This is a genomic window from Lelliottia sp. SL45 (genome assembly GCF_026672535.1).
GTDB classification, from domain to species: Bacteria; Pseudomonadota; Gammaproteobacteria; order Enterobacterales; family Enterobacteriaceae; genus Enterobacter; species Enterobacter nimipressuralis.
In genome coordinates, this window is the sequence record NZ_JAPPRH010000003.1 from 2136908 (window position 1) to 2162036 (window position 25129).

Here is a 25129-nt window from a genome sequence, read left to right on the forward strand (position 1 = left end):
GCGCTTACGCATTACGCAGCGCTTGCGGCAGTAAATGTGCATCGAATTCTTTGGTACAAAAGACTCACCGCATTCCGGACAGACGGCGAAGCGCGTTCCGCACGCCCGGCAGATCACTATTTTTTTGCACATGGATTTTGCCCATAAAAAAACCCGCCGAAGCGGGTTTATGCTGGAACAGGAGGCCATTCAATATCTGGAGCCAGAGAGGTATCCACCCGGCTCAGCATGACGGTGTAAACCTCCCACTCCTCAAGCAGTTGCGTTTCCGCATCTGTTGCCATGCCGTACTTCACTGCGCGCTTAAGTGGGGCGATAGCGGCCTCAGCGGCGGCCATCAGCTGTGATTTTTGCTTTTCGGCCTGAGCGACGTAGTCAACCGGTACAGGAATGACCTCACTGCCGTCAAACATCCAGCATCCATCATTCGCACAACCGTCAGGTACGCTTTTCACTTCGGCAACACTCATGCCATCAGGAAAGAACATCGATACGGCAAACGTATTGCCCCGCTCGGGTACGGGCTTATCAATCAGGCCAACAATAACCCCTGCACTGTCGTACATGATTTTCACGGTATCATCAGCAAACAGCGACTGACATTCATACCAGTCCTGAGCATCCTCTGACATCAGGAACAGGGTCGGCGGAGTTCCCGGCTCCGAATAGAGTGCTGTAACTTCTTCGCCAGGCGTGTAAGGTCTAAAATTTTTGATGTTCTGCATAGTTATCCTGGAATGGTCACCCATTGGTTGTTAATTTGTCGCTGGATTGGCTTTGCTTTAAAGGCGTCAATTTGCGTGTCATAGTTACCGTTATGTGCAACAACCCCCACGAGCACATGACCCGCTGGCGCGGTGTAGCTCTCGGCATTCACCTGAATAACCGCGCCAAACTGAACACCAGTAACGTACCGCGCATCGGACTCTGTTTTTGTATAGGCATTTGATTTGCCCATATAACGCGCATCGAAGTTAGCATAAGAGCCTGGTATAACCTCGCCTGCAAAAGTCGCATTTTTAGACGTGTAGTCAATATTTAAAAGATTGGCTACATAAGCGCCCATGGGGTCATAGCAGTAGACAGACCAGCCACCTTTATACGGACCGAACGCCCAGCGCATTTTTCCACCGGCGTCATAGATGTTAACCATTGCATTGTAGGAGACATCCCCTACGTTGTGAGCGTAATCACCCCACGCCACTTGCCCCTTACTGGTAAGCCCCTGATTGAAGGTGACGCTCTTTTGGAATGTGCCGCCCTGCGATGCAGATACAGCGTCTACATCAGTTGCCGCAGGTTTATTCTCTGTCGTGTAATGAGCAGCCCAGGGGGTTGCAGAATCCAGCACATCAGCAGATGTTGAAAAACGTGAATAGAATTTCGTGTCACCACCAATGAATGCCTGCGCCCGGCGCTGTGGCGTATAAGCAGCTTGCCAGCCTGCGCCATTTAAGGGCACCTCAGGAGAAGCACCGGAGTACGCAAGAAACTGAGAAACTGAACCCATCTTAAATTCAGCGGATAAGCCCAATCCCTCCCATCCAGTGGTCAGCACCCTTCCCGCTGTTGTATCTGTAGGGGATGTGACGATGTCTCTAAATGCCGCCGTCCCCAGGCCAGCATAGATAGCACCAGGGTTAGAAACGTTAAAAAACGCCTTAGTCTTATCCAGAACGCAAACCAGGCCGACGTCTTTGAGGATGTCATTGGCTGTTAATTCTGCCCTGTTTCCCTTGTAGAGCTTAAACGTTCCTAGGGGTCTGCCCCCCATGGTCAGCTGCAGCGTTGAAGGGCCGGTGTTATTTGCGATGGGATAAACAACGAGGAGAGTGCGTAACTCCCAGGATGTCGAGCCATTCAAAAAATATGACGCAGGCAAATCCAGTGTTAATGCGTTTGCCGTTCCGCCCGCAACTCCCGATGTGTAATGCCCGCTCTGAAGGTGCTCAATCTGAACGAACTGGTTTTCTGATCCGCGTGTCGCAAAATTTGCCACCACATCATTAAGCGACCACCCCTTTGCCGTTGTCCCCTCCTGCCCCCTGGTCACAGTTAATATGTCATTGTTAACCGCAGTCAGGTGACAAACTTCGAACTCCGTTTCCCCGGCGTCAGTGAGAGTGATTTTTGCGTACACACGCAGATCGTTTGAGGCATTTTGATAATCGTAAGTCAGGAGTCTGGCAAAAGCCTCCCCCGCGCCTGGCATAACCTGAATCGTCGTCTGGTTGGCAGTAATATCTGCTGCCAGCGCAGAAACAACGTTATTACCGAATCCTGTAATCATTTCTCAACCACCGTTGTTGTGTAATTGTAAATAAATGGAAGCTTAACCAGCTGCTGGTCGATCGCCTCTTTAAGGAATTGACCAATCCCATTCCCGTACTCGGGAATTGCAATTGAAAACGTTCCGGCCTCCACGGTTACGCTGACATCAAAAGTATCCTGCAGCGGCGGATCAATCCCGTTGGTGCCGTGAATAAAACGCGCCACCCTGCGCTTCAGCCAGTCGATGCAAAAATGTGAACCGTCACCCTTATAAAAATTCCAGGTGAGGATCCGCTTAAAGTAATCATCCGGCACGTAAGAGGCAGAGCCAGGTGCGTAATTTTTTAACCCGGCATACGGTATGCGGTTGTACTCAATGGTGTTGTAAGCACCCTGCGCGATCGCCTCTTCGGATAGCTGCAGCAGTGGTCGCGTCTCGCCGTAAATACCCTGTGCAATCCAGTCCAGCAGAGGTCCCGTTATCGCGGGAGACGTCCAGCACGGCAAGCCCAGTTCGTTGAGGCTGTCGAGATACAGCTGAGCCATTTCGTTATAGGCATCAAAAAACGCAACCACGTTTTCATCATCCCGGTACTGCACAAACGGATAGGCCGGAATGATTTTTTTAATCAGTGCTGGCATATTTGCTTACCTGAACCTGAGAAGGCGATGTGCTGAAATAACCGTACGTGTCGCCGTAAATGAGGCTCGTATTGGCGACAGGCGGAACGATTGTTCCGTTGATGCCCACCTGTATATCTATCAGCGACACCATTGATCGCGGGATAATCCCCACCACCGAATTAAGAAAAATTTCCTGTATCTCGTAAACGTTGATTGGCTGCCCGACTGCAATGCCATTAACGTAATCAGAAACCGGCTTCTGCACCGCCTGAGAAACAGCGGTGGGATCAACATAGGTCGCCGATGCCGTGTTCCAGGTGACTAGCACCAGCACATTCTGAGATGAAGGCGAAACATACGGAATAACGTACTCGTCAGGGTATACCGACAGGGGAATTTGCTTCTTATCAACCGCCGCGCCGGACGGGTTGGAAACGTCACTGGTGAGTACGGAGATGTCGGGGATCGACTTGTAAATGGCGTATGCCACTTCATACGGATCACCGCCGCCGACGACCACCACCCATTTACCCAGCGCGGCCTGGCGATAAGAGATGAGGTTGACCTGCACGCCATCTACCTTCCCCAGAGTGGCGCGCAGGCAATCAGCGGTGCCCTGCACGCCAAACATTCCCAGGGTCATAACCTGGGCGCGGTACGCCGAATAGGACTGCTCACCGGCACCGGGAAGACCGGCCTTTATGTTTGTGCACGTTACGGGCTGCTCCTGCGGCACAGATGTGATTATCTGCGTAACTGAACCCTCGGGCACCGCCCATGACCCTGGGGATGTTGCCAGGCAATAAATCGGATCGGTCTGCCCTGACTCCGGTATGACCGCATCCCTTACAACCGCGTACTGGTGGTTGCCATCTGAAACTGTGAACCCCTTGGGTATCGGGAATCCCGGAAGCCCAATAAACGTCACGAAAACCGATGTGTTGGTTCCGAAGCCCTTTTCAGCCCCGTAGATGTCACCCAACTGCATCAATAGCGGAATATTGGCACCGTAAGGAGTGACTGAATTGATTAAATCAACTCTAGCCTGGTCAATAAGTGCTATCGCGCCTGTGGCTGTACCTGCCAGGTCAGCAATAAGGCCTGCGGGTAAATTTGCAGTATAACCAGGCACCTTATCCGAAACCCTTGTGATAAGATTCGACAGCAGTGTTTTTGGTGGCGTGGGCTGTGCCCCCGCCTCAGTCATAATTATCGGAAGATCTGACATAATATTTCCTGAGGTGCTTTAATGGATAAATTTGCAAACTGGTTTTATACATTCATAAACAAAGCAATTTGGATTGCCGCATTAATATTAATTACCGCGCTAACAATCAAACCCATTACTTTGATTGCAAGCAATCCCGAGGCATTTTCAAGCGGCAGCCTCAATTGCATGTATTATTTGGTTTGGATAATCACCTCTGTAATTGGCGTTTATTATGTTGCTAAAATCTTGTCAAATATTATTACTATCTCCGAACCTTTCTTTTATATTTCTGATGAAAGTGATGAGGAGAAAGTTAAATAGCCACATCCTGACGATAAGACACACCGTTAAAAAGCACGACATCAATTCTGTAGGTGGGGTTTTGCGCCCCACTTACTTTTGTGATCGCCAGTGATGCAAAATACCCGGAGAACTGCTGTTGCGTCATGTTGACGTAATAGTCCGGGTAAATCTGCTGCACGATAGATTGTTGTGCCGGGATGCCGTACTGCGCGTAAAAAGGTGATTCACCGAGCCCCAGCTTTAATGTCTGGATCAGCGTGGTCAGCCACCCGTAAGAAAAGTCCCCTGAATCGTCCTGCTCCACCAGCACCCATTTTTTATTGCCGCTTTTGTCGGCTACGCGTCCCCATGTTCTCATTGCTAACCTGCCTTCGGTTTCTCAGACTGAATGGTACTGCCACCGCTTTGAACGTTTTTAACGTCGTGCGGGTGGTTCATCAGGCTGACGCCACCAGCAGTAACGTCGTTCGTAACTGTGACCGGGCCGATGAACTCTGCTGCCGTTCCGCTCATCTCCCCGGCATCCTGAACGATCGGGCCATTGAGGTGAATGGTGCCGCCGCCCAGATAAATATCTTTCGCATTAAGATAAATGGCGTCAGCGCTTTCAGTGATTTTACCGGGTTCAACCGTAATGCTGCTGGCGCCGTCTGCGGTTTTCAGTATCCCGCCATCAGGTCCGTACAGAACGATTTTGTTCGCGTCCTCCTTTGTCCAGCCGGCGTTTGATAGCGGGACAAAAAACAACGGCACCAGCGAGAAGGTTATCGCCCGGTTTGCGATACCGGTGCCCAGCCCCGACACCCCGCGCAGGGAAACGTCGGCGGCCACTGTAACGCCCCGGTCACCTTTCTGTATTGGGTAGCGGATATATTCGAATGTCGCTATCGGGATTGTCACCTCAGGATAGCGCACGCCGTCTGGGAGCAGGTCGAACTGAACCGTTACGATTTGACCATCGACCGCTACAACATGACACGGAAGGGATCGGCCTGATGCCATATCCCTGTCCTCTGCCCCGGCCTGTATCGCGTTGTTAAACGCCTTCAGGAATGGAAGCTTTTGACCGTTACTCACTTTTAAGCCCCTCAGGCAGAACGAGCGCCTCGTAAATCGTCACCCATGAATTGCTGTTGTCAGCGCTGAGGTAGTCCCCGACATGACGAACTGAGTTAATCTGGAATTTGCCGGAAAAACTCACCTTATCCCTCATCGAGGAATATGATCTCTCAGAGTTGACGGCCAGCAGCTCACCCGGACCGGAAATGATGTTTGCTGGTAACTCAACCTCATCAGCAAGGCGCAGATCGGAGCGAAGCGGGCATTTAAACGAAATTGTGTTAATGCCGATCCAGGTGGGCTGCCCGATAAGCTCATGAGGCAGAATTTTAATTGCATTACCTTTCCCGCCAGTGTTATCGAACACCCGTATGGTATTGCCTTGCATAACCATCTGAACGCCGCTGTAGCTTTGATTATTGATTACTGCATAGGACTGGCTTCGCATTGAGGCGGCGAGCTGTGCCAGGCGCGGATAAACACCCTTACCATCCTCCTGAAGAACCAATTTATCGCTGATAGAAATCTCAATCTGGAACTTCGGGTATGCCGATTTCAACGCACGCATAAGCACATCACTGAACAGATCCCCCTTTTTTCCGTCGATCGTTATCGCAATCTCCTGGCCTTTGTCGTTAAGCACTGCGCTTGGGTTTACGATGAGATTTAAAGACTGGTGAGTGCCCATCCAGTTTCCGTACGGGTTGAAAATTACACCCTGAATGATGAGTCCTTGTTGATCCGGATTTGCCAGCGGCAGTCCACTGATAAATCCCGCAGTCAGGCTAAGTTGGTACCCGACAAGATTTGCGCTTTCGCGCAACATGGAGATTGGAACGCCATACAGCGCAATAGATGTCCCGCTACTCACCACATCATAACCTGTTATCAGCGCATCAAATTCGAGCTGCAGACCAGCACCAGGGGTTTTGCTGGTATCGAACGGACCTATCGGATTACCTTCGCCATCAACCGGCGTGTTACCGTTTTCGTCGGTTATCTCTAAGAGGTAGTATTTCATTACGTGGCCTCAAACTGGTTCTTACTTACCCGATACACCAGCGTGCCGGGCGAGCATGGGAGGGCCAGATTGATGTCAAAATTATCCGGGGATCCGACCAATGGCACATTTGATATCACGCGCCCCTGACCATCAGTAAGGCGTACATAGTAACGATTGGAGTAAAGGTTATAGAGAACGGAACCAAAAACCTTTACTCCACCAACGGAAGCCTGAAAGGTAAATGGAGTTTTTCCGTTCGGTCTGAATGGAATGTTCATACTCATAAAAACCTACGGGAATTTTGGGATGGCCGGAATAAGGTCGCCGTTTACAGTCCAGGAGAGGGTGTCCGCCTGAATTGGTGGCGGCATCCCAGATTCAAATTTGCTCATTAGCGATCCGAGCGCGGCATCAACCTGTGAGATCGAAAGCAATGGCTGCTCAAACTCAAACTGCCACGAATACTGGACCTGCTTGTTTTGGTCTGAAAAACCCGAGGTGTCTATTATCGACCTCAGCAGGCAGCCGGTGTAGATGAATGATGGCGTCATGACGATGTAGTAACCGCCAGTTTGATTGTGCTTATCCAGCGCCATCTTCAATGCTGCAAAGGTGATGCCCTTTATTGCATAGCCGCCATCCTGCGTGTACGCCGGGCGAAGCATCTGCATAACAACCCGGTTGGGTCTGCTCACCACAGAGTTTGCAGCTGTTACCATGTTAAAGAAATTAATAGTGCCAATATCCTGCTGCAGCAGGGTGGTTCCCGCCATGGGGGTGAAATGTGCTGTTGGTTTGTCGCCAATCTCACCATGCAGCAGGCCGTCGGCAACGCTAACCCCTTCGGTCAATACGGCAATGGGCATAATGCCGCCCGGTATTGAAGCTGCAATGCCATCCACCAGCAGAATAGGCGATATCTCAAAGGCCAGGCGAAATGCCTGTCCGAAGTAATTTAAAGCCACCTTTACCTCCTGGCTAAAGTAATACCTTTGACCTGCGCGGCGATATCGGAGCCAGGAACCTGGCTAATTTGCAGGTTAATGGTTGCCCGATCGTCTTTTCCACCACTTGCAAGCTTATCTCTCGCGTTGCCGAGTTGATTCATAATGCCTGGGTGTTGATCAAGCGCCCCCTGAACCTGAGGCAATATTTTGATCAGATAATCAACGGTTTCTTTCCTCAGGCTCAGGTTGCCTTCGGAGTCTATTTTTCCACCGTTGTAGCTGGTGAGCATTTTGGCAACATCACCACCATATCGCCTGTTAAGGTCATTCAGATACTTTCCCGCGGCAACAGTGGATTTATTGGGATCAAAAACATCACCCCCCTCCAGCCCATAGGCTTTAGCGGTTGATGGCATGAACTGGAAAAGCCCGGCGGCTCCACTGGACTTATTCAACGCAAGCGGGTTCCACGATGACTCTTTACCGGCGATTGCCGGCATCAAACCAGCGGGCAGATTGGCAGCTTTGTTCGCAGCTTCAACAAAGGTCTGAACGTTTGTTTTCAACGCATCAGGCATCTGATATTTGCTGGAAACGTCTTCTTCCTTAAAAAACTCGCCCGTATACTGGTTTGTCATCGGGTTGGCACCTGGCAATTTTCCACCAAGATATTTATTACCAAACGCAACATATGTTGGATTAGCGCCTTCAGGACCAACTCCAGCACCGTTAAGGTTCACACCGGGAACATTTCCAGCAATCCAATGAATGGCGTCACCAAGCGCTGTAACGATTGTTTTTACGCAGTCAGCAAAACTTTTCAGGTCTGACTGAAAGCTGTCACCGCCTATCCAGTCACCAAGCTGTTGAAGGCCGCTGGCAATTGTGTCAAAAAGCGCCTTTCCGTTACGTCCATTCAGGAACTTCTCGATGCTGGAAGTGAGATTGTCCGATAACTGACCGATGGGACCATTTAGTCTGGCGATCGCATTGATGAAAGAATTTCCGATGCGAGAGGCATTATCAGCAAATTTAGCAGACACATCCTGGTAGCTCGCCATCGTCTCCGGCCCCAGGGCGGCGTCAAGCCGCTGGGACTGCTCACCAAACTGCTGGTTCAGCTGCGGCAGACGATCGCTATTGGCTATGATCTGGTTAGCGGTCGCAACGTCGATGACGCCATCTAGCCCGTGGCCTTTCAGTGCCTGCTGCGATACGCCGGTGCCTTTGTACTGCTGTAGGATTTTCGAAACGCCCTGCAGGAACTGCGGAAGGTTTTGCGCAGCGCCTTTTTTCGGATCTATACCCATGTTTACCATGGCGGCGTACATCGGATTGCTGGGGTCGTTTTGAGCATTTGCCAGGGACTGAAGGATATTTTCCGCGCCGGTGATTCGACCACCATACACATTCCTGGCGGCCTGCTGCTGACCGGTGCTTATTCCAAGCCCCTGAGCACCAGCGTATTGCTCAGCAACCTTGCTGGCCATGTAATTGTAGCCAAAGGTGCCCCCAGCCCCGAGCGCCAGCACTCTCGCCCCCCAGGTGACAGTGTTTTTGAACAGCTTTTCTAGTGACGTCGTTGTGACCTTCAGGGACTTATCTATCTCGTCAAAGGTTTTCTTGGTCTGCTTGCCCTGCTTATTGAAGTCGTTAAAAAACTTATCGGTTTCGTTTTTTGCTGGGCTGTACTGCCTGGTAAACATCTTGCTAAAAAAACCAGGCTTTGACTGCTGTGCCGGGTCAGCAGGCACAGCAGCGGGAGTCTGGCCGGGAATAAACCTGCCCTTTTCATCTCGCTGCCTGATTGTGGTTGCCTGAGAAGGAGGTGATGTTGTCGGGCTGTCAGCTGGTTTATCCCTTCTGGTTGCGGCCTGACCGCCGCCAGGTGCCTGCTGAGAACTATTAACTGAAAAACCACCCGGCCCAATAGATAGCGCAGACCTGAACTTATCAGCGATCTCGTTCAGCCTTTTGATTTTTTCGTCGTCAAAATCCAGCTGTAAAACCGGAACCCCATTACCTGCCATCAGAAAATCCCTCCGCGAGGTTTAAATTTAAGCAGCTCACGTAACTGAGCTGCTGATTTGAGGTTTAGCCCGGTATTGAGCCAAATTTCCCGGAATCCTGCGCCGGATGTGTAGTCGAGGATGCTGCTGACGACGTGCTCTCCGTCTCGCCAGAACTGCCTTCTGTCTTCAACGTCGGCAATGAACGCATCCATTCCGTAAGCGTCAAGGACGAGGTTTGACTGTCCCACAGCCCACCGACCTGTTCCATCAGCTCTTTCGCCTGATCCGGTTTGTTTATCGACGAGACGCATGTAAAAAAAATCAGCTCGCCCATCACTTCATCCAGGTCGACAATATCGCGCTCAATGGCGACGTCCAGCGGCTTGGTGTCCCAGCCTTTGCCCTCCACTGGATAGACCAGGTTAGACAGGCGGATGATCTCGTTAACCAGGGTGTTCTTCACGCCGCCAGCGCCTTCCCACGCTTTCATTTCAAGACACATCCTCTCCAGCATGAGGTAGGCAATACGGGGCCCTGAAACGACGCCCAGCCCCTCGGAGAAGATCGCAGAGAAAACCTTCCCCAGGATGTAAAAATGTTCGCGATAAACTTCGCGCGATATTGGCGTGGCGTGGATCCATGCCTTACCCATCTCAGTTTCAACGGGAATAATCAGGTGCATGTCTCGGGAGATTTTCATTACAGCTCCCACATTTCAGAGTTGATGTAATAGGTTCCGGTGATGGTCAGGACCACACCTGGATCTCCACCAGCAAAGTTCATGTCCTGCACGCTGGTGATAGCGGTATTCATCAGCTCAAAATCACCAAAAACAGTGCTGTCGCTGTAGACCTTTGCGTCGCCGATCGCTGAATTCAGCTCCCACTGAGATTTGTACTGCTTTGCGAGGGACTGGCTGCGGAGAAGATGCACTCTGGCCTGCATAATCATGTACGGCTGAGGAGACTGCACCGCCCCGGTCATGGCCGGCAGAAAGTCAGTGAGGTTCCCCTGAAATGAGAGTTCCACCCCCTCTTTAGCGAGATAGGAGGCTGAGACATTAAGTTCTGGATGGTCGTTGAACTTCACGCTGGCGCGGACGCGGTTCAGAACGCCCGGGTTAATCATTGGGTTTGGCACGGTTCAACTCCTTATGGCAACTGCATGGTAACGTTAATGTTGAAGATAATTTCCACGAACCCGCGCATCGGCGTGTAACTCGCAGACAGGCCAGCGTAGCGGCCAATGCCGTAATCATTCGGGTTATTTTTGACGTAGGTTTTAAACGGTACCGCGCTGACCGGTGTCGGACCGTTAACGAGTCCGTAAGAAACGCCGGTGTTAAAAACGCCCTGCGCAGTCTGCTGAAGGCGATCAATGCCGTCCTGGTTGTAATACAGCGGGTTGATTGGGTTGTTGCTGCCGTTGATCACGGTATTCGCCAACATCATATCGACGTTAATCTGCACCCAGTCCACGCTGTACCAGTAGGTCATATCGTTACCGTCACTGGTAACACCCTTCACCAGAATGGTGTTGCTGATCCCCCCCTCTGCGCCGGTATCGACGTAGTTGATGTTCTGCTGGGCCATCGTCTTGAGGATGTTAGCTTTTGCGGCGTTGGCATTGACCGCCTTCAGGTAACGAAACGCCATTGGCGGCACTTTGTTGATTTCCGATGGTGATGCAGAGACAAAATTCCACATCGCGGCAGCGGCGGCATTTGTTACCGGGTACGTATCATCCGACGCGGCAATGATGGACTTAATGCCCGCGTACGGAGAGATGTAATTCGTGTCGTCCGGCGTATCTTCAAGTATGAAGAAATACTGCATGGCCTCATTGGCCGTGTAGAGCTTTGCCAGGGTGATGAAGTCAGGATCTGCCTTCCACGCCTCTGGTACCAGGTACGCATAAAAGCGTTTCAGCGGATCTTCGATATAGCCCTTGAGCGCAGCAACCTCTCCAGCAATAGCGTCATTCTTATAGCCAAGCTCCAGCAGGTAGGTGCCGACTGAGCGCCCCTGCGCAAAAAACGCATCCACGGCAGTAATCAGATCGTCACTACCGCCGATAGTGAACTGCCCCAGCATGGATGGCACGCCGTCCAGAATAGAGCCTGAAACCGTCCAGGTTAGCGTGTCGGGAGCGGAGATCGTCGCTGTGAAGGCTCCATTCCATGCGGAAGGACTACAACCGGTAATGGTGACCGGGATTTCACTTCCAACGTCGCGGTTGATCGCCTTTCCAGTGGGAAGAGTAAGGGTAAAATCAGAGCCAAAAGAAGATGCTTCTGCCACCAGAGACTGAACTGGTATTTTCACAATGTCGCTGATATCGGATTTCTGGGTGAGCAGCACAGGCTTCCCCGGTTCCTGCAGCGTTGCACCAAAAGAAAGAACAGCTGACATCTGCTGTAAATTCGACGGGATCGCACCAACCGTCTGGGAGACATTAACTGTTACGATGTTGAAGCTCATTATTTGACCTCATATTTAAAAATGACTTCTTTGATAAGTTGTTGCGAGATGTCCCGCGTCGTGGCCTGGTAGTAATTCACTTCAAAATCCACGGTTTTCTTTTTTGCCAGCGCGTTAATTTCCACCTGGTTAGATTTCGCATCAGTTACCACAGGGATGTTGGTAATGCCGAACTCCTCCCCTTCCAGTGCTTTTTCCACGACGAAATCGACGAAGTTAAGCGCCGTTTGATTGCTGAATCCGTAGAGGGTTAATCGCACCAAGTCCTGAGCAAACTGATATCGCTGACCGTCGCGATTGGCCGGTGCCAGCTGCAGTGGTGTGGTTGTCCTGATATCTGCGGCAATGTAGGGAGGCTTCAGGTTGGACGGAACCAGAAACGATGGGTAAACCGTCGCGAACTCCCTCAGGGACAACCAGATCGGAATGCTGTTTGAGAGAATCAGCTCCTCGCTGATATCCTCTGGTTTGTCGATAATCTGCGATCGCATGGTTGGCAGAATAGCCATTCCGCGATAATGAAAAATCCCCGCCTGGTTGTACCGGCTTTCCAGTCTGGAAAAAGCAAATTGCGTCCCTTCATATTCGCCAAGATAAATGGCCCCGGGATCCTCAATATTCAGGTTATCCACCTGCTCAATGGGCGTGAAAATGATGTTGTTCACATCCCGGGATAGCGTCTCAGTCTGCTCGCTGACGATCTGCTTATGCAGGCTGCCGGTGATTGTCACCTCCATATTCCTTTCATCAATGCCAGCCTGCGCGAGCTCGCCAGGAGAAAGAATTTTCGCGTTTATCCAGTAAACAAAACCGTCAACGGGAAGCACGCGGCGCACGTAAAGGCGAAAGGTAATGGACTGGCTGGAGGAGATGGTTTTTACTGCTGACTTGAGGACGCTGGATAACTGGGTGTTTGTGCTTTCGGCTAATTCATCAAGACTCGGCATCGTTATCTATCCACGCTATGAAATTTGCCTTAAACAGGCCGCCGTCGATAAAGGACGGTCGCCGGGGGCCGTAGCCTTTCTTCAGGCGTGAGTTTTTTCCCTGTTTTGCGGCCATCGTCGGCACACCTTCGACGCCCAGCCCGGCCATCTCCTCTGTTTCGAGAAATATATTGAACGCCTTCATCGTGTCGCCCAGCTGCTCCCCGCCCACCAGCGGGGCGCCATGCTGAATATGGTTTATGATCTGCCAGGCAACGGTCTCTCCCACCTCGGAGACGATGACGTTTTTATGTAGCTCCCAGAAGTGGGTAAATAGCTGGTAACTATTTTCCAGCTCTACGGCAACCTCATAGGTCGTAGCGCCCGGGTTGTCACCGTAGTCGTAGGGAACATCAATAACACCCAGACAAACCTTCATGGCGTATACCCCCAGAGAGAACCCATCTCCATCAGAACGGCGATTACCGCGCGCCCGTACGGGTCCTGCATCATCATCAAATCAGCCAGCGTCAGATTGCTGAGCGCATCACTGACGGTCATGGATCCGGATGTACCCTGGTCGGCTGCGGAATTAACCAGGCCGTAAACAGCGTCGTTCATGCCAAGCCTTTTACGCAAATCAGAAAAGTAGGTTCCAGGGGCCGTGTCGATGGCATAACGAAGCAGCAGGGAGCCGCCGGCGTTGTAGACAGTATTCGTGTAAATGATGGGGAGGCTTTCCAGCCCCATACCCTTCGGTATCAACTCCAGCGCTGACTGATAACAACACTCAAGCGTCGGATCGCTATCCGCTATAGCGGTGTCAGGTACGCCCATCACGCCACGAACGAAGCGGATAAATCCGTCAAGCGTTGGGCGTACGTTCATTATTTTTTAACCTGGACTTTTTTCTCAACCTTCGCCGGGTTTGGCTGATCCTGGTTGATGGCTTCGCCTTTAATTTCCATCTGGATGCCGTCTGACAGCGGAGTTTCACCGCTCTGAATCACGGCGTTATCGACGGCGTTGTTCAGAGAGATCGCGCTTGCCTCAAGAATTTTTTGAGACATATCGTCGAGGTTTTCGAGCTTTTGCTCTGAGTTTTCGAGGATCTCGCTGGATGTCACGACTTTTTCAATCGAGTAGCACAAGCCAGAGAAATCCTTATCAGCCTTGTTTTTTGGCTGGAATCCATACGGTTCGTGCTGGCGGATAATGTGCTCGATAATATCCTGCGGCTGCTCTATGACGTGCTGCTGTCCCGCTTTAATAGTGACGCCAAATGACTGGGTCTTTTCTGGCAATTTATAATTGAAGGTGTGCGCCTGGCGCGAGCAGTTGGCAATAAACAGTTTCATAAATACCTCAATAAATTGGGGGAGCATTTGCTCCCCCAGGTCTAACCGAAAAAATTAAGCGTACTTAGCAGACAGGAGCGTCACACCCTCAGGACGGAAGTTCCAGCCAGGTGTAGAGCGCATGGTATAGAGCGTTGTCAGGCCACCATCCGGCATAGGAGAAGGAATTTCAGTCGGCGCAGCCATGTCACAGAACATGACGTTTACCGCCTGCTGGTTCGGGGTCAGGGTGGCAAAGATATTGGTATTAAGGTCCTGGCGAGCCTCAGGCACCACCAGTTCAGGGTTGGTTACGATAATCAGATCTGTACCACCAGCACCTTTACCAATCAGCGTGTCATCCTGGCTGAAAATAACACTATCGCCGTTCGCGTCGCCGGCAATGGTTTTAACCATACCGCCAATGGTTTGCGTGCCGGCGCCCGGGCGCTGGTAACTGGTAAGCTCAACAACACCCGTCCATTCCAGCGCCTTCATGAATCGCTGCGGGCAGAGAATAACGGTCGTCAACGGCTGACCGAGAATCATCATTTTGGTTTTCTGATCGGCAATCAGACCCAGAATGAACTTCGACATTTCGCCGGCGTCCCAGGTGGTGTAGCTGTCGTTACCCTGACTATCACTCCCCAGGTTCAGGGTTGTGGCGCTCGGTGAGTTGGTGATCCCCTCGTTGTTGGATGCCTTCACGCCGTACAGCAGCATGTTACGCATTTGCTGTGCATGACCCTGGCGGTTTGCCAGACGCATACCGTCAACGAGTGAGTAACCCCAGCGGCTGGCCGCGTCAGTATCAAGATGGCTGTACTGGGAGCGCGTGGAAATGCGATAGGTCATCATCTGATCATAGCCACCGGTAATGGAAGCGGAAGGCAGCTGACCGGGAAGAGACTGACCAACGTGCGCCTGGGTGGTGGCGCGCAGGTACTTCTGATACACAACCAGATCGCTTGAACCGATTTTAACGGTAGGTGCAGATCCAGGGAGAATGTCAAAGGCACCGGAAGCCATGCTGTATTGCATGATAATTTCCGGCAGCATCATTGACGGCGATACTGTGGTAATCGCTGGTGCGAATGCGCTCATTAAATAGTCCTCAAATTAAAAACAGGCCGCACGGCTTATCAGTGTTCCAGGTGACATTTCCGCTGCTATCTTTTTCGACAGTCAGGTTGCCCTGCATGGAAACCATCAGCAGTTTGATCTCAACCTTTGGATTGCCTGATGTCCCGCTGGAGTAGACGTCAATGACGTTGTTCTGGATGTCCCATACGAAACCATCTGCCCCCACCAGCTCATCACCGCTATTCGCAAGGGCGGAAACAGCAGCGCTGATTGGCAGAGCAATGCGCGCGCCGGAACCGACACGGTAGTAGTGAACGGAGCCACCAGCCGGATAAAGCGGTACGGAATTCCCGGCAGTTGTGATGCCGTGGTACGCCTGATTCACTACCGTAAACGCGTTACAGGCGGACGCTGTCGCTTTTTTAATGGCAGAGCCGGAAACGTTCTGGTTTGGGTTGGCGATACACTCGATAACGCCCACGCCGCCCCAGACCGGAGAATCAACGCTGTCGTGTAACGCGCCAGAACACAACTGCAGGCGGATAGCAGGATCGTCCTGCGCATCGCCCTGCGTCAGGCCACGTGACTCAACGTTAAACATCCCTGCAAAAGAGCCCTGCGTTTTATATGGATCGAAATTAATGGCGGCCATTGTTCAGGCTCCCTTGTGTGTTGATTTTTGACATAACGCGAGGCTGAGTCTGGAAGGCAGACAGCCACGCGCGCGGATCGCCGTGATACTCGGTAATCTGGCGACCGGCTTCATCGCTGCGAACGCGCTTAAACAACTGACCCTGCGTGTTGCTCATCTCATCGTCGATCGCCTTTCTGGCATCGGCATAAATTGCCTTTTCCAGCACCGTAAGCACCGCGGCATCGGACACGGCGCGAATGTTCACGTCTTTGTTATCGGGCGAATATTTTTGCAGGTCGATAAGGGCGCGCTTACGATAATCCAGAGATTTTTCGCCACGGAACGGCTCAGGTGCGCGCTTTCCGCAGGCGGTATAGGCGCTATCGCAACGAACGCGGGCATCAGTCATGGCGGAGTCCTCGCGGGCCTGTTCTTCAGCGTCTTGCTTCGCACGCTCTTCAGCGTCAGCGGCGTCTTGCTTCGCTTTTTCTTCTTCCTCTTTTTTTCTGGCTTCAGCCTCTTCGGCGTCCTGGCGTTCTTTTTCCATTGCGTCCTGCTTGGCCTTTTCCTCTGCCTCAGCTGCATCCTGTTTGGCTTTTTCTTCTGCGTCCTGCTTGGCTTTCTCATCGGCATCCTGACGAGCCTTAATCCACTGTTCTTGCGAGTCCATTCGTGCGGACATGGTTTTGAGCTCATTGCTGACCCCACCCATCGCATCCGAAACGGCCTCGCGGAGCAGAGCTTTCATTTCATCTTTGTCCATCTCAATATCACCTTTGTTTGTTACCTCGATCCCCTCGGGGATGCCGTCTTTGTCCCAGACTCCGAGAGAGCCGTGGTCTTTCGTTACTACTGCAATGTGGTCAAGCAGGAACGGGATCCCCTCGATGAGGAAATTAGAATCCCCCTCACTTCGTTCAATGCATCCGGATTCACCGCCAAAAATTACCGCCGGGCTGGTCGAGGTTTCTTCTTTGACGATTTTCTCCACAACCTCCTTCACGTAAATCCGGACGATCGCCCAAACCTCATCGCCTTTTATGTAGGGGAGCATCACGCTACCGACACAGCGCTTTTTAAACTCCTCTTCGCTCATGGGCGCTTTTTTTGCGTGGTCGTACAAAACAGGAAGGCCATTGCAGCGGGCAAGGAATTCATCGTTCAGATAAATGGAAGGGTCGCGCCAGACAAATTCTTTAAGCCCGTAGCGGTAGGCAGCCCCTGTCCCGGTAATACGGAGATTCACCAGCCACATATTCGAAAACTTCACTGGCGATGCCAGTGTGCCGTCCCGGATGTACTGCGCGGCTTCAAACTCTGTTAAATTCACGTTTACCCTTCTCCGTTAAAAATTCGATGGGCAGCTTTTGAGGGGCGTATATAGGGAACACCTGGCAGCTGCAATAAACCTCCTCGCCCGCTGCGGTAATTTCGTCGTAATACCCGTTTACCGATTTGAGAAAGCCTTTCTCATCAGCCCACGATCCCCTTATCAGATAAATCAGATCGTCCCTTTCTTTGTGGTCAGGACGGTATTTATATCCGGGCCGCCGCCAGTTGGAGTGCCAGCGAAATGCAATTGCCCCGCTCTGGACTGATAGTAGGTACTTAACGTTGCTGGCGAGCTTGTGCCCCTGGTCGATGGCAACACGGCGGCTTATAAAGTCCATCTCAGCGACGGATTTTTTAAACTCCTGCTTTTTCGCGTTTTTATCGATTTCACTGACACCGTCTGGCGGTATTGATGTCACCCACCCCTGAAAGCGCTGCAGCGTCTTTTCAACAGCCTGTTCGCGGTTAAGGCGGATCAGATTGGCGCTGGCAAAGATGCGGCGATCAAGTTCGTCTCTTAGCTCTGGCTTTAGCTTTTGCAGCGTTACGCGCGTGGGGCCTTCGGGTGGCTGGTCTTTCAGCGCGCCGCCATCAATGACGAGGCGGCTATATATAGCGGTAAGGTGCTTGCGGGCAACGTCAGGTGATGGTGATTCACGCGTGGCAGCGACACGCAGTTTTCTGGACCATTCGAGCAATGACCGCTCAGAATCCCACCCTTTTTTGACGTAGTGATTTACCGCCTCGGTCAGCACCTCATAGAGGCTTTTAACTCTCCTCTTCTTCCCCGCCTGGTTTGTAGTTGCCATTTGGTTGCTCCTGAGGTGCTGGCGGGATGTATTTAGCCAGTGCTTCCACATCAATAATCAGCGGCAGATCGCCATAGGTCTGCGTGCCGTTGGCGACGCCCGCCACCCAGTCAGCCAGGGAGGCACGATTCTCCGGATCAAGCGTTGGGGAAAGCGCTGAGTAAACGGCCACCGCCTGTTGAATCACCTTACTGTCGGCCTCGCGGCGATTATCAGGGGATTCCTCCACCAGCTCCTGCCACTTAGCCGTAAACTCCCGACGCCAGCGGTAAAAAGTTGTGGTGTAGTTTTCATTTATGATGTCCGGGTAATCATTTTTCAGCGAAGTGTAAAAATCCTCGCTCCAGGCGATGTACTGAACCAGCTTTTCGAAGTAGTCCATCACTGGTTCAATCAGCTGACGAACCCCATCTATGTACTGACTGATCGCTTTGGAATCCTCGGAACCCTCACTCCACCCCTTTGAAAACGCCTCCTCCTTAATGAGGATTGCCGGCACGTCACTGCCAGAGGCGATATCCGAAATAATATTGTCGCGCGATGTGTTCAGGGCACTATCAATGTTCTGAAGGTTCAGGGACTCAATGCTCTCATCCGGCGCGATACTTAAAACCCCCTTATTTCTCGCCTCTTTGACGAACTCTCGTTTTTTACCCGTGGCGGCAGCCATGATCCCACTAATCTTCGAGCCATTCTGCTGAACCTTCGCCACCAGGACGCCAGCCTTCTGGCTCACGAGGTCGTTAGCAACCATCGTTCCGACGTAGGATTTCATCGAGTACAGCACGCGCTGAAATACGCTCCGCCCGGTAAAGCCAAACGCTGAATTCTGGTACTCCAGATAAATCGGCGTGCCGTTGAAGATTTTAAGCGTCCTGGAGTGATGCCAGTTTTTACTCGATATCTTCAGCGTCCTGTTCGCTTTCTGAAAATACGGGCTGTTGGGGTTCTGGTCTGTAACCATGGAGCCAGCCGCATTAAGCGGATCCCATACGTTGATATAAACCTCCTCCTCGCTCAGGCCGAACGTTGGTAGTGGCTCTTTGCAGGATGTGGTAGTGGTTCCAACGCCGATCGCGGCCGCCCCGTAGCATCGGCAGATGAAGAAGAAATTTTTTATTTTTTCATTCATCTCCAGGCGCTCCCAAACTTCCTGGAAGCGACGAACTACGCGCTCATCCGGGTCCGTTTCAACGCTGTAGTGTCGGGGTTTGCACATAGCCATCGAAATCGGCTTCTCAACGAGCTTTCCACCCAGCGGATGGAATTGCCATAACAGCTTGCAAGTCTCATAGCTGACGTCCTGCCCGGGCTGAATCTCTTCAGACTCCAGTATTTTTGTCAGCGCAGAGCCAAGAGCTGAGTCAATTTGAATCTCTGCCATGGGGCTTCCTGTTTACAGTGCATCGTAATTGCCGAACACGATGATCAAGCCGTACGTGTAGCAATCGAAAAGGTCGTCTGCGCGTTTATGCGCTTTGGGATCTGCCAGGTGGAAACTGGCGACTTGTTTCATGAGGTGATTGGCGGTGGCCTGTTTGAAATTCACCGTTTTTTCGTGGGCTTCGCGGGTAATTTTGCACTTGCCCAGATAGTGGTGGCCGGATGCCAGCACGCCGCGCTCGTCTTTGCCCTTACCTGTTAGCGTCGACTTGATGGGTTGCATATGCCACCCCTCAGTCTGAGCCTTCTGGTTAAGAATGGCACCCATAGCGGCGTCTTCCATGAAAACACCCTGACTACCCAGACGCGGACGGCATAACTTCGCCAGGCGCTCCAGGTTGCTGTAAACGCCCGGCATGTACTCCGGCAGCAGCGACGCCTGAATCTGGGTGCAGTCATAGTCGATGATGGTTAAGCGCGGCTCAGAATAAGTCTGCTCATAAGCGAAGTAGACGATGCCAGTGCCATCGTTCTCGGTGCCGCCTTTGAGGGCTGTATCCATCACCGCAAATATCATGTCGCAGGTGGTCGGCATTGCTACCGGCTTGCCATCCTCAAGCCACTTATCGATATCCAGCAGCGCGTCTTTAGACCAGTCCACAAACTCGGCCAGAAACTCCTGTTGGAATACGCGCGGGTCGTTGGCCTGGCGTTCTTTCTCCAGTTCGTCGGGAGGGACGTATGGGTTGCTGGACGTCGGCGCGTGATGCTCGTGAAAGCCCAGCGATTTGTCGTTGCATGCCGCGTAGAAGAAGTTTTTATCGTCGTTGCCGCTCGGTGTGGAGAAAACCCACGCACGACCGCGACGGGTCAGCAGCGTAGGCTTTATCGACTTAGGCCAGATTTCTTCCAGCATTTCTGGCGATTTGGTAAACGCCGCTTCGTCGATCAGCACCACGTCATATTCACGACCACGCCCGGCGAGCGGGTTGTTGTTCGTGACCCAGAAGTCGATGCGCCCCTTGTTCTTCAGGATGATTCGACCGTCACTGCGCGATTTGCTTTTGATCAGCGGCAGCAGTGCTTCTTCCAGATAGTCGAAGATTTCCTGCTGCTGGCGATACTCAGCCGTGAATATGCCTACCCTGCCACCCTGCAGGCGCTCGCCGCCCGTTTCCTTGAAGGACGATGTGGCGTATGAAATGGCAATGTTGCCGAGGATGGCAGTCTTACCCCAGCGACGACCGCATCGGACGACGTTGTACTGATGCTGGCTGCCTTCGGTCCATACTCGCGACTGAGCGGTGTGAAGCTTTTTGCAGAATATCTCCGCCATTATTCATCGCCCTCGTCGATATCCTCCTGCGTGGGCTGAATCGCGCCGGGAACCTGCAAGGCGTTGTGAACCACAATCAGGCTACTCTCTTTATCTCCGGTGCGTATGCGTTCAATTTCGGCCAGAATCTTCTCGTTACGCAGTCGCTTCCATTCCCGATCGTAATCGTCTTCACGATCACCGCCTGCTGCTCCTGCACCACCTGCAGGCTGTTTCCCTGTCGTTGCTTTGAGGTAGGCCAGCAGCTCTTTACGGGCCGCCTCAGGACTGGCGATTTTAACCTTCAGTCCATTCATGGTTTCCTCAACGCCGAGGTATGCCCAGCGCTCCGGACCATCAAGTTGCGTCGTGTCGGCGTAAAACGTATCCATCACACCTTCACCATTGCAGCGAGGGCATTCATCGTTCGGCACCATGACCTCTACAAAACCCACCCCTCCAGAAACATCAGGAGGGGGTTTGTTGTCAGCCTCAGCCCGCCTTTCTGCCTGCAATTGCTCTTCGATATCTCTCCACTGGTATTTATGCCCTTCCCCCCAGCAATAGCGGCAGTTAACCCGCCGAATTTGAGAGAAGGTGTTGGCGTCTATCGAGGCAATGGAGGACAACTGATGAATGATCTCTCTCTCAGTTAGTGCGAGGCGTTTTTGGTTTTTGTCGCGCAGCCAGCGAACGGCTCGTTGAACCTTAACATTCCTTAACATCCGTGATGCGGCAGCCCAAGCAACTTTACCCTCTCCTTCATAGTCGGCCAGTCGGTAAGCCTCTGCCAGAGTTTTGCCAGCGGCAACGTACTCAGCAAAATTTCCTTGCTGCGTGCTAAGCCCAAACATTTCTGGTTCGAATACGTCTTCAGGAATTTCAGATTCGATTGTCAGAGCTAGCTTTTCGAATAACTTTTCTTCGGTTTTTTGCTGCTTTTTGGACTGCGAATTCGCAGCTTTTTTTAAGGGCTTTTTCTGCGAATTCGCAGTTTGTTTTTTCTGCGAATTCGCAGTTTTATAACCTGCGATTTTTATGTAACGCTTGGCGCTTGCAAACTTTAGCCCCTGCTCGTCACACCAGTCTTTGGGGGTGATGCCGGATTTAGCATGATCGGCGAGGAACTGGTTTTGCAGCGCTCCCCAGTCCGGTTTTGCCATGGCTTTTACTCCCTGCGGAGGAACGCGTAACTGCTGATACCTTCGCGACCGAGATCGCTTTCTGTCGTGTTGTGCTCAACCAGCGAAAAGCCCTGGCGAGAAAACCAGTTAACAAGGCCAGCATGAGTCCAGTAATAGATATGCTCGCCTGGCTTGAAGTGTTTCGAAGCAAAAATATGGTCAAGGTCGCTGAATACCGGGATCGAGACAAACACCCACTTCTGCGCGCGGGCAACGGCTGTTTCTGGCTCGCTAAAATGCTCCAGCGCATCCCAGAACGTAAGCGCATCAAAGCTGCCGTGATGCAGGTCTGCCCACAGGCTCCTGTCTTTCAGCCAATCAATCCCGGCGGGGTTAACGTCGTAACCGGTGGTGTCTGGTCTGGATTCAACAAACTGCCCGGCCCCGATACCGACATCCAGGACGGGTCCATCATAATGACGGGCAACCATCTCAATACGAGTGCGGGTAAGCGCGCGCCCCATGTCCGTATCGGCCAGTGTTTGATAGTGCGCAAAGTAATCAGCGTTATACGTTTTATCCGCATCAGGAGACGGGTGTACCGCCATTCCGAGCGCGGGGATCCAAATCAGCTGACCACGCAGATCGTCACTTAACGATTTCATTCAACCATCCGTTTATTTTTTTATCGAAACTATCTATCGCTTTATCGCATACATGGCTGGCATCAATGCAGCGGCAATAATTTTTGGGGATCGCCCACCGGACGCTATCCAGAGGCATGGCAGGGTCTGTGACTATTTCCGGCGCATTATGGCCACCACGGCCACCAGCAACGACAAATAGAGGAGTCCTGTAGGCGATCGCCATCGGCAGCGAAAAGCCCACCGGTGACACAACGCAGGCGGCATTTTCATAGAGCGTGCACAGCTGCGTCAGGCTTAGCTCTCCGGAGTGGAGAACGAGATCTGCCTGTGGTGCCTCCCCCACCATCCACTCTGCGCCCTTTTCCAGATCTGCAACGCTGACGACGTAAAAGCCGCTCTTTTTAAGAGCAGCGGCTGCAGCATTGAGATAAACCGGATCCGGGTTCCGGCTTGCGCTTGTCCACTCAGACCTTACTGTTGCAGGCCGTATTACCGCCAGGCGGCGGGCAAAGGGAATTTTTTCATGGAAGTCGGAAAACGAGGGCAGATCAAACTGAAGCAGGCCGGAAACGTCAAACTGACGCCGGAACGCGTCAACAATTCCGCCGGAGGCCATGTCTTTTTGACCGTAGCCAATCCGCACACGCCTGGCATTGGCTGGCTCAACGAAAAACTGATAATCGGTATGGATTTCGTTTTTTCGCTGGGTGCGCAGCTGCGTGCCGGTCCTGATGCACTTAACATCCAGCCCTTTATAAATCTCGGGCCACGGGGTACGGAGGTACGCGCCGGGGTAATGGCGTAAAAAAGGCCTCTGGAAAATATTGTCCCCGAGGCCTGCCATTCCGTCAAAAATCACAGGTGTCAAATTTCAGCCTCCAGCGTGCTGAGCCTAAAGCAGGTGAGCGCGGTATGCCGTGACGCGTTGATGATTTCAACGCCGGGCAGCAGGTAAACCAAAGAAGAAAAATCGTCGTGCCAGCGCCCTACCTCCCGAGGTAACGGATTGTGCATCGTTGCAGGGTGGTGGCCGTGCCAGTGCGTGCCGTGCGCCAGGGTGCAGTCGTAACCAAGCAGGATCACCTTTTCAGCGCCCAGGTGAGCGGCAAGCTGAATGGCGCGCTGCCCCGAGTTGAACGGACCATTTTCTGACGGCCTGAACAGCTTTACACCATACCGGGCATTTGCACGCTTGCTTTGGGTCCACAGCTCAGCGCTGACAGTCAGTGAGTCGTGATACTGATCCCACCAGGAAAAGTCAGCTGCGTAAATATGCTGGCAGTCTGGCACTGCCCTCCAGCTCGAATTAACCGCAATAACCGGATAACCGGAGTCGGAGGCCAGTGCGCAGTCGTTCACCGTCAGCGAAGGGCCGCTGGCGATGCAGATAAACGTTTTCATCAGAATGGAGTTACAGCCAGCCTGCACGGCAGCGATGCACCCGCTTTGGCCCATACTTTTGTTGGAGGTGTGGCGGTGAATTCTGATCGTGAAGTATGCCCCTCAGTACCAACTGGAGGAACTGCATCAGCGACAACGTACTCAAGCAAACCAGACTTAACCTGAATAAACGAGGTCGTTGCACCGTCTGCTATCTGCTGCCATTCACCGCCGAGTGAAATGATTCGAGTGCCTACTGTCATGAATTACTCCGCGTTAACCTGGCGATAAATGCGCACAGATACTGATGTCAGGGTGATTGTCGTGCCACTGTCGTTTTGCAGGCCAACAATGACGCCCTCTGTTGTGAACGGGTCAGTCGCTCCGGACGTGTGTGACTCCAGCACAGAATCACGGTTATCAATGCTGTTCCCCGTGGTTTTGCTGGCGTCAGTAGAGGCGATAATGGTCGTTCCGTTTGTACGGCGCGTCTGGAACTTCCATTCACGAGCTGTACCGGATGATCCGCCGACCGTTCCGGTGATTCGAAACGAGAATGTCACGCCGGATGGTTTCGTTTTTGCAGGCAGCTTTGCCACGCCAGCAGCAACCGTTACGCCTGCTGTTCCACCCGCCTGCTGAGTAATACCAGCAAGGGAAAGGAAATTCAGAAACGCGGCGTTGGCTACAACCTGATTCCCTGACCAGTTGAAAATATCCAGCAGGAAGGTATCAACAATGGGGGCTGGGGTTCCGGGCTCACCCTGCGGGCCTACAGCCCCGGCAGCAGCGACATATGACCATCGGGTATCAGTCGCAAGACCAGTTGGTGGTGTATTTTGGTTATTCAATAAGGCAATAAATGAACCACCGAGGGGGACGTAGAATATTCCGTCACCCGATAAATACTGAACACCAATCGACCATTCCCCGCGCCAGTTGATCCCTTTATCGCCCGGCTCGCCCTTTTCTCCTGGGTTACCAGGTGCACCCTGAGCAGCAAGCAAAGCCCAGTAAGGGTCCCCGGGCAATTTAGTAGGGGCGTTGCCGGTGTTTTCTGCGATACAGAAATATGATGCGCCGTCGTAGCCTACCGCGTCGTCCACGATGTATGAGTCAGATGCATTCCACTGACCTCGCCACTCAAGACCAGCCGGACCAACGGGCGCTGGTGGACCGGGAGGCCCCTGAGGGCCGGGCGCACCAGCACCACCGCCGCCCATACCGCCGGGAATAATTGCCATAACAGA

29 protein-coding genes are annotated in these 25129 nt (G+C 52.4%); 1 reads left to right on the top strand and 28 read right to left on the bottom strand.

Annotated elements, in window-relative coordinates:
* Window positions 1-167 precede the first annotated feature (167 nt).
* The 4 genes from OVA10_RS16545 to OVA10_RS16560 are packed head-to-tail and all read right to left on the bottom strand — an operon-like array spanning window position 168 to window position 4123.
* The gene (locus tag OVA10_RS16545; RefSeq protein WP_268196376.1) at window positions 168-725 is read right to left on the bottom strand and encodes a tail fiber assembly protein; all 558 of its coding nucleotides are present in this window, start codon (window positions 723-725) and stop codon (window positions 168-170) included.
* A 2-nt stretch (window positions 726-727) separates the two neighbouring features.
* On the bottom strand, window positions 728-2290 hold the full coding sequence (locus OVA10_RS16550) for a hypothetical protein (protein WP_268196377.1): 1563 nt from the start codon (window positions 2288-2290) through the stop codon (window positions 728-730).
* Window positions 2287-2913, bottom strand: coding sequence for a hypothetical protein (locus OVA10_RS16555; protein WP_268196378.1), 627 nt, complete (start codon window positions 2911-2913; stop codon window positions 2287-2289). The genes OVA10_RS16550 and OVA10_RS16555 overlap by 4 nt, the downstream gene beginning before the upstream one ends.
* Entirely contained in the window at window positions 2897-4123 is a 1227-nt protein-coding gene (locus OVA10_RS16560; protein WP_268196379.1) for a baseplate J/gp47 family protein, read from the bottom strand. The genes OVA10_RS16555 and OVA10_RS16560 overlap by 17 nt, the downstream gene beginning before the upstream one ends.
* 21 nt (window positions 4124-4144) lie before the next feature.
* Here OVA10_RS16560 and OVA10_RS16565 point away from each other — a divergent pair, with 21 nt between their 5' ends.
* Complete coding sequence (locus OVA10_RS16565; RefSeq protein WP_268196380.1) at window positions 4145-4426, top strand: hypothetical protein; 282 nt, start codon at window positions 4145-4147, stop codon at window positions 4424-4426.
* Here OVA10_RS16565 and OVA10_RS16570 read toward each other — a convergent pair.
* From OVA10_RS16570 to OVA10_RS16685, 24 genes are all read right to left on the bottom strand, one after another.
* Window positions 4419-4766, bottom strand: coding sequence for a hypothetical protein (locus OVA10_RS16570; RefSeq protein WP_268196381.1), 348 nt, complete (start codon window positions 4764-4766; stop codon window positions 4419-4421). The genes OVA10_RS16565 and OVA10_RS16570 overlap by 8 nt on opposite strands.
* Window positions 4767-4768: 2 nt before the next feature.
* Complete coding sequence (locus OVA10_RS16575) at window positions 4769-5410, bottom strand: phage baseplate protein (protein ID WP_268196382.1); 642 nt, start codon at window positions 5408-5410, stop codon at window positions 4769-4771.
* Between the two features lie 67 nt (window positions 5411-5477).
* Window positions 5478-6488, bottom strand: a complete 1011-nt coding sequence (locus tag OVA10_RS16580; protein WP_268196383.1) for a hypothetical protein — start codon at window positions 6486-6488, stop codon at window positions 5478-5480.
* 272 nt (window positions 6489-6760) lie between these two features.
* Window positions 6761-7435, bottom strand: a complete 675-nt coding sequence (locus tag OVA10_RS16585; RefSeq protein WP_268196384.1) for a hypothetical protein — start codon at window positions 7433-7435, stop codon at window positions 6761-6763.
* 2 nt (window positions 7436-7437) lie between these two features.
* Window positions 7438-9447: a lytic transglycosylase domain-containing protein gene (locus OVA10_RS16590; protein WP_268196386.1), complete on the bottom strand. Its 2010-nt coding sequence runs from the start codon at window positions 9445-9447 to the stop codon at window positions 7438-7440.
* 64 nt (window positions 9448-9511) lie between these two features.
* A complete protein-coding gene (locus OVA10_RS16595; protein WP_268196388.1) occupies window positions 9512-10129 on the bottom strand; it encodes a hypothetical protein in 618 nt (205 codons plus the stop codon).
* Window positions 10129-10557 carry a hypothetical protein gene (locus tag OVA10_RS16600; RefSeq protein ID WP_268196904.1) on the bottom strand — a complete coding sequence of 143 codons (429 nt, stop codon included), beginning with the start codon at window positions 10555-10557 and terminating at the stop codon, window positions 10129-10131. Before OVA10_RS16600 ends, OVA10_RS16595 begins: the two co-directional genes overlap by 1 nt.
* Before the next feature lie 23 nt (window positions 10558-10580).
* Window positions 10581-11909: a hypothetical protein gene (locus tag OVA10_RS16605; protein WP_268196390.1), complete on the bottom strand. Its 1329-nt coding sequence runs from the start codon at window positions 11907-11909 to the stop codon at window positions 10581-10583.
* Complete coding sequence (locus OVA10_RS16610; protein ID WP_268196392.1) at window positions 11909-12856, bottom strand: hypothetical protein; 948 nt, start codon at window positions 12854-12856, stop codon at window positions 11909-11911. The genes OVA10_RS16605 and OVA10_RS16610 overlap by 1 nt, the downstream gene beginning before the upstream one ends.
* Window positions 12843-13274, bottom strand: coding sequence for a hypothetical protein (locus OVA10_RS16615; RefSeq protein ID WP_268196394.1), 432 nt, complete (start codon window positions 13272-13274; stop codon window positions 12843-12845). The genes OVA10_RS16610 and OVA10_RS16615 overlap by 14 nt, the downstream gene beginning before the upstream one ends.
* Window positions 13271-13723 carry a hypothetical protein gene (locus tag OVA10_RS16620; protein WP_268196396.1) on the bottom strand — a complete coding sequence of 151 codons (453 nt, stop codon included), beginning with the start codon at window positions 13721-13723 and terminating at the stop codon, window positions 13271-13273. The genes OVA10_RS16615 and OVA10_RS16620 overlap by 4 nt, the downstream gene beginning before the upstream one ends.
* Window positions 13723-14193, bottom strand: coding sequence for a hypothetical protein (locus OVA10_RS16625; protein WP_268196398.1), 471 nt, complete (start codon window positions 14191-14193; stop codon window positions 13723-13725). Before OVA10_RS16625 ends, OVA10_RS16620 begins: the two co-directional genes overlap by 1 nt.
* Window positions 14194-14247: 54 nt before the next feature.
* Window positions 14248-15276: a hypothetical protein gene (locus OVA10_RS16630; RefSeq protein ID WP_268196399.1), complete on the bottom strand. Its 1029-nt coding sequence runs from the start codon at window positions 15274-15276 to the stop codon at window positions 14248-14250.
* Between the two features lie 10 nt (window positions 15277-15286).
* Window positions 15287-15907 carry a hypothetical protein gene (locus OVA10_RS16635; RefSeq protein ID WP_268196401.1) on the bottom strand — a complete coding sequence of 207 codons (621 nt, stop codon included), beginning with the start codon at window positions 15905-15907 and terminating at the stop codon, window positions 15287-15289.
* Window positions 15894-17144 (bottom strand): cell envelope integrity protein TolA, encoded by a 1251-nt coding sequence (locus tag OVA10_RS16640; RefSeq protein WP_268196403.1) that lies wholly within the window; start codon window positions 17142-17144, stop codon window positions 15894-15896. The genes OVA10_RS16635 and OVA10_RS16640 overlap by 14 nt, the downstream gene beginning before the upstream one ends.
* Before the next feature lie 55 nt (window positions 17145-17199).
* Window positions 17200-18030, bottom strand: a complete 831-nt coding sequence (locus OVA10_RS16645; protein ID WP_268196405.1) for a hypothetical protein — start codon at window positions 18028-18030, stop codon at window positions 17200-17202.
* The gene (locus tag OVA10_RS16650) at window positions 17990-19414 is read right to left on the bottom strand and encodes an anti-CBASS protein Acb1 family protein (RefSeq protein ID WP_268196407.1); all 1425 of its coding nucleotides are present in this window, start codon (window positions 19412-19414) and stop codon (window positions 17990-17992) included. The genes OVA10_RS16645 and OVA10_RS16650 overlap by 41 nt, the downstream gene beginning before the upstream one ends.
* A gap of 12 nt (window positions 19415-19426) precedes the next feature.
* The gene (locus OVA10_RS16655; protein ID WP_268196440.1) at window positions 19427-20749 is read right to left on the bottom strand and encodes a terminase; all 1323 of its coding nucleotides are present in this window, start codon (window positions 20747-20749) and stop codon (window positions 19427-19429) included.
* The gene (locus OVA10_RS16660; protein ID WP_268196442.1) at window positions 20749-21891 is read right to left on the bottom strand and encodes a terminase small subunit; all 1143 of its coding nucleotides are present in this window, start codon (window positions 21889-21891) and stop codon (window positions 20749-20751) included. The genes OVA10_RS16655 and OVA10_RS16660 overlap by 1 nt, the downstream gene beginning before the upstream one ends.
* Window positions 21892-21896: 5 nt before the next feature.
* On the bottom strand, window positions 21897-22517 hold the full coding sequence (locus OVA10_RS16665; protein WP_268196444.1) for a methyltransferase domain-containing protein: 621 nt from the start codon (window positions 22515-22517) through the stop codon (window positions 21897-21899).
* Window positions 22501-23358 carry a hypothetical protein gene (locus OVA10_RS16670; RefSeq protein ID WP_268196905.1) on the bottom strand — a complete coding sequence of 286 codons (858 nt, stop codon included), beginning with the start codon at window positions 23356-23358 and terminating at the stop codon, window positions 22501-22503. The genes OVA10_RS16665 and OVA10_RS16670 overlap by 17 nt, the downstream gene beginning before the upstream one ends.
* 5 nt (window positions 23359-23363) lie before the next feature.
* A complete protein-coding gene (locus OVA10_RS16675; RefSeq protein WP_268196446.1) occupies window positions 23364-23900 on the bottom strand; it encodes a hypothetical protein in 537 nt (178 codons plus the stop codon).
* On the bottom strand, window positions 23900-24142 hold the full coding sequence (locus OVA10_RS16680; protein WP_268196448.1) for a hypothetical protein: 243 nt from the start codon (window positions 24140-24142) through the stop codon (window positions 23900-23902). Before OVA10_RS16680 ends, OVA10_RS16675 begins: the two co-directional genes overlap by 1 nt.
* A 3-nt stretch (window positions 24143-24145) precedes the next feature.
* Window positions 24146-25123 (bottom strand): hypothetical protein, encoded by a 978-nt coding sequence (locus OVA10_RS16685; protein ID WP_268196450.1) that lies wholly within the window; start codon window positions 25121-25123, stop codon window positions 24146-24148.
* Window positions 25124-25129: the final 6 nt, after the last annotated feature.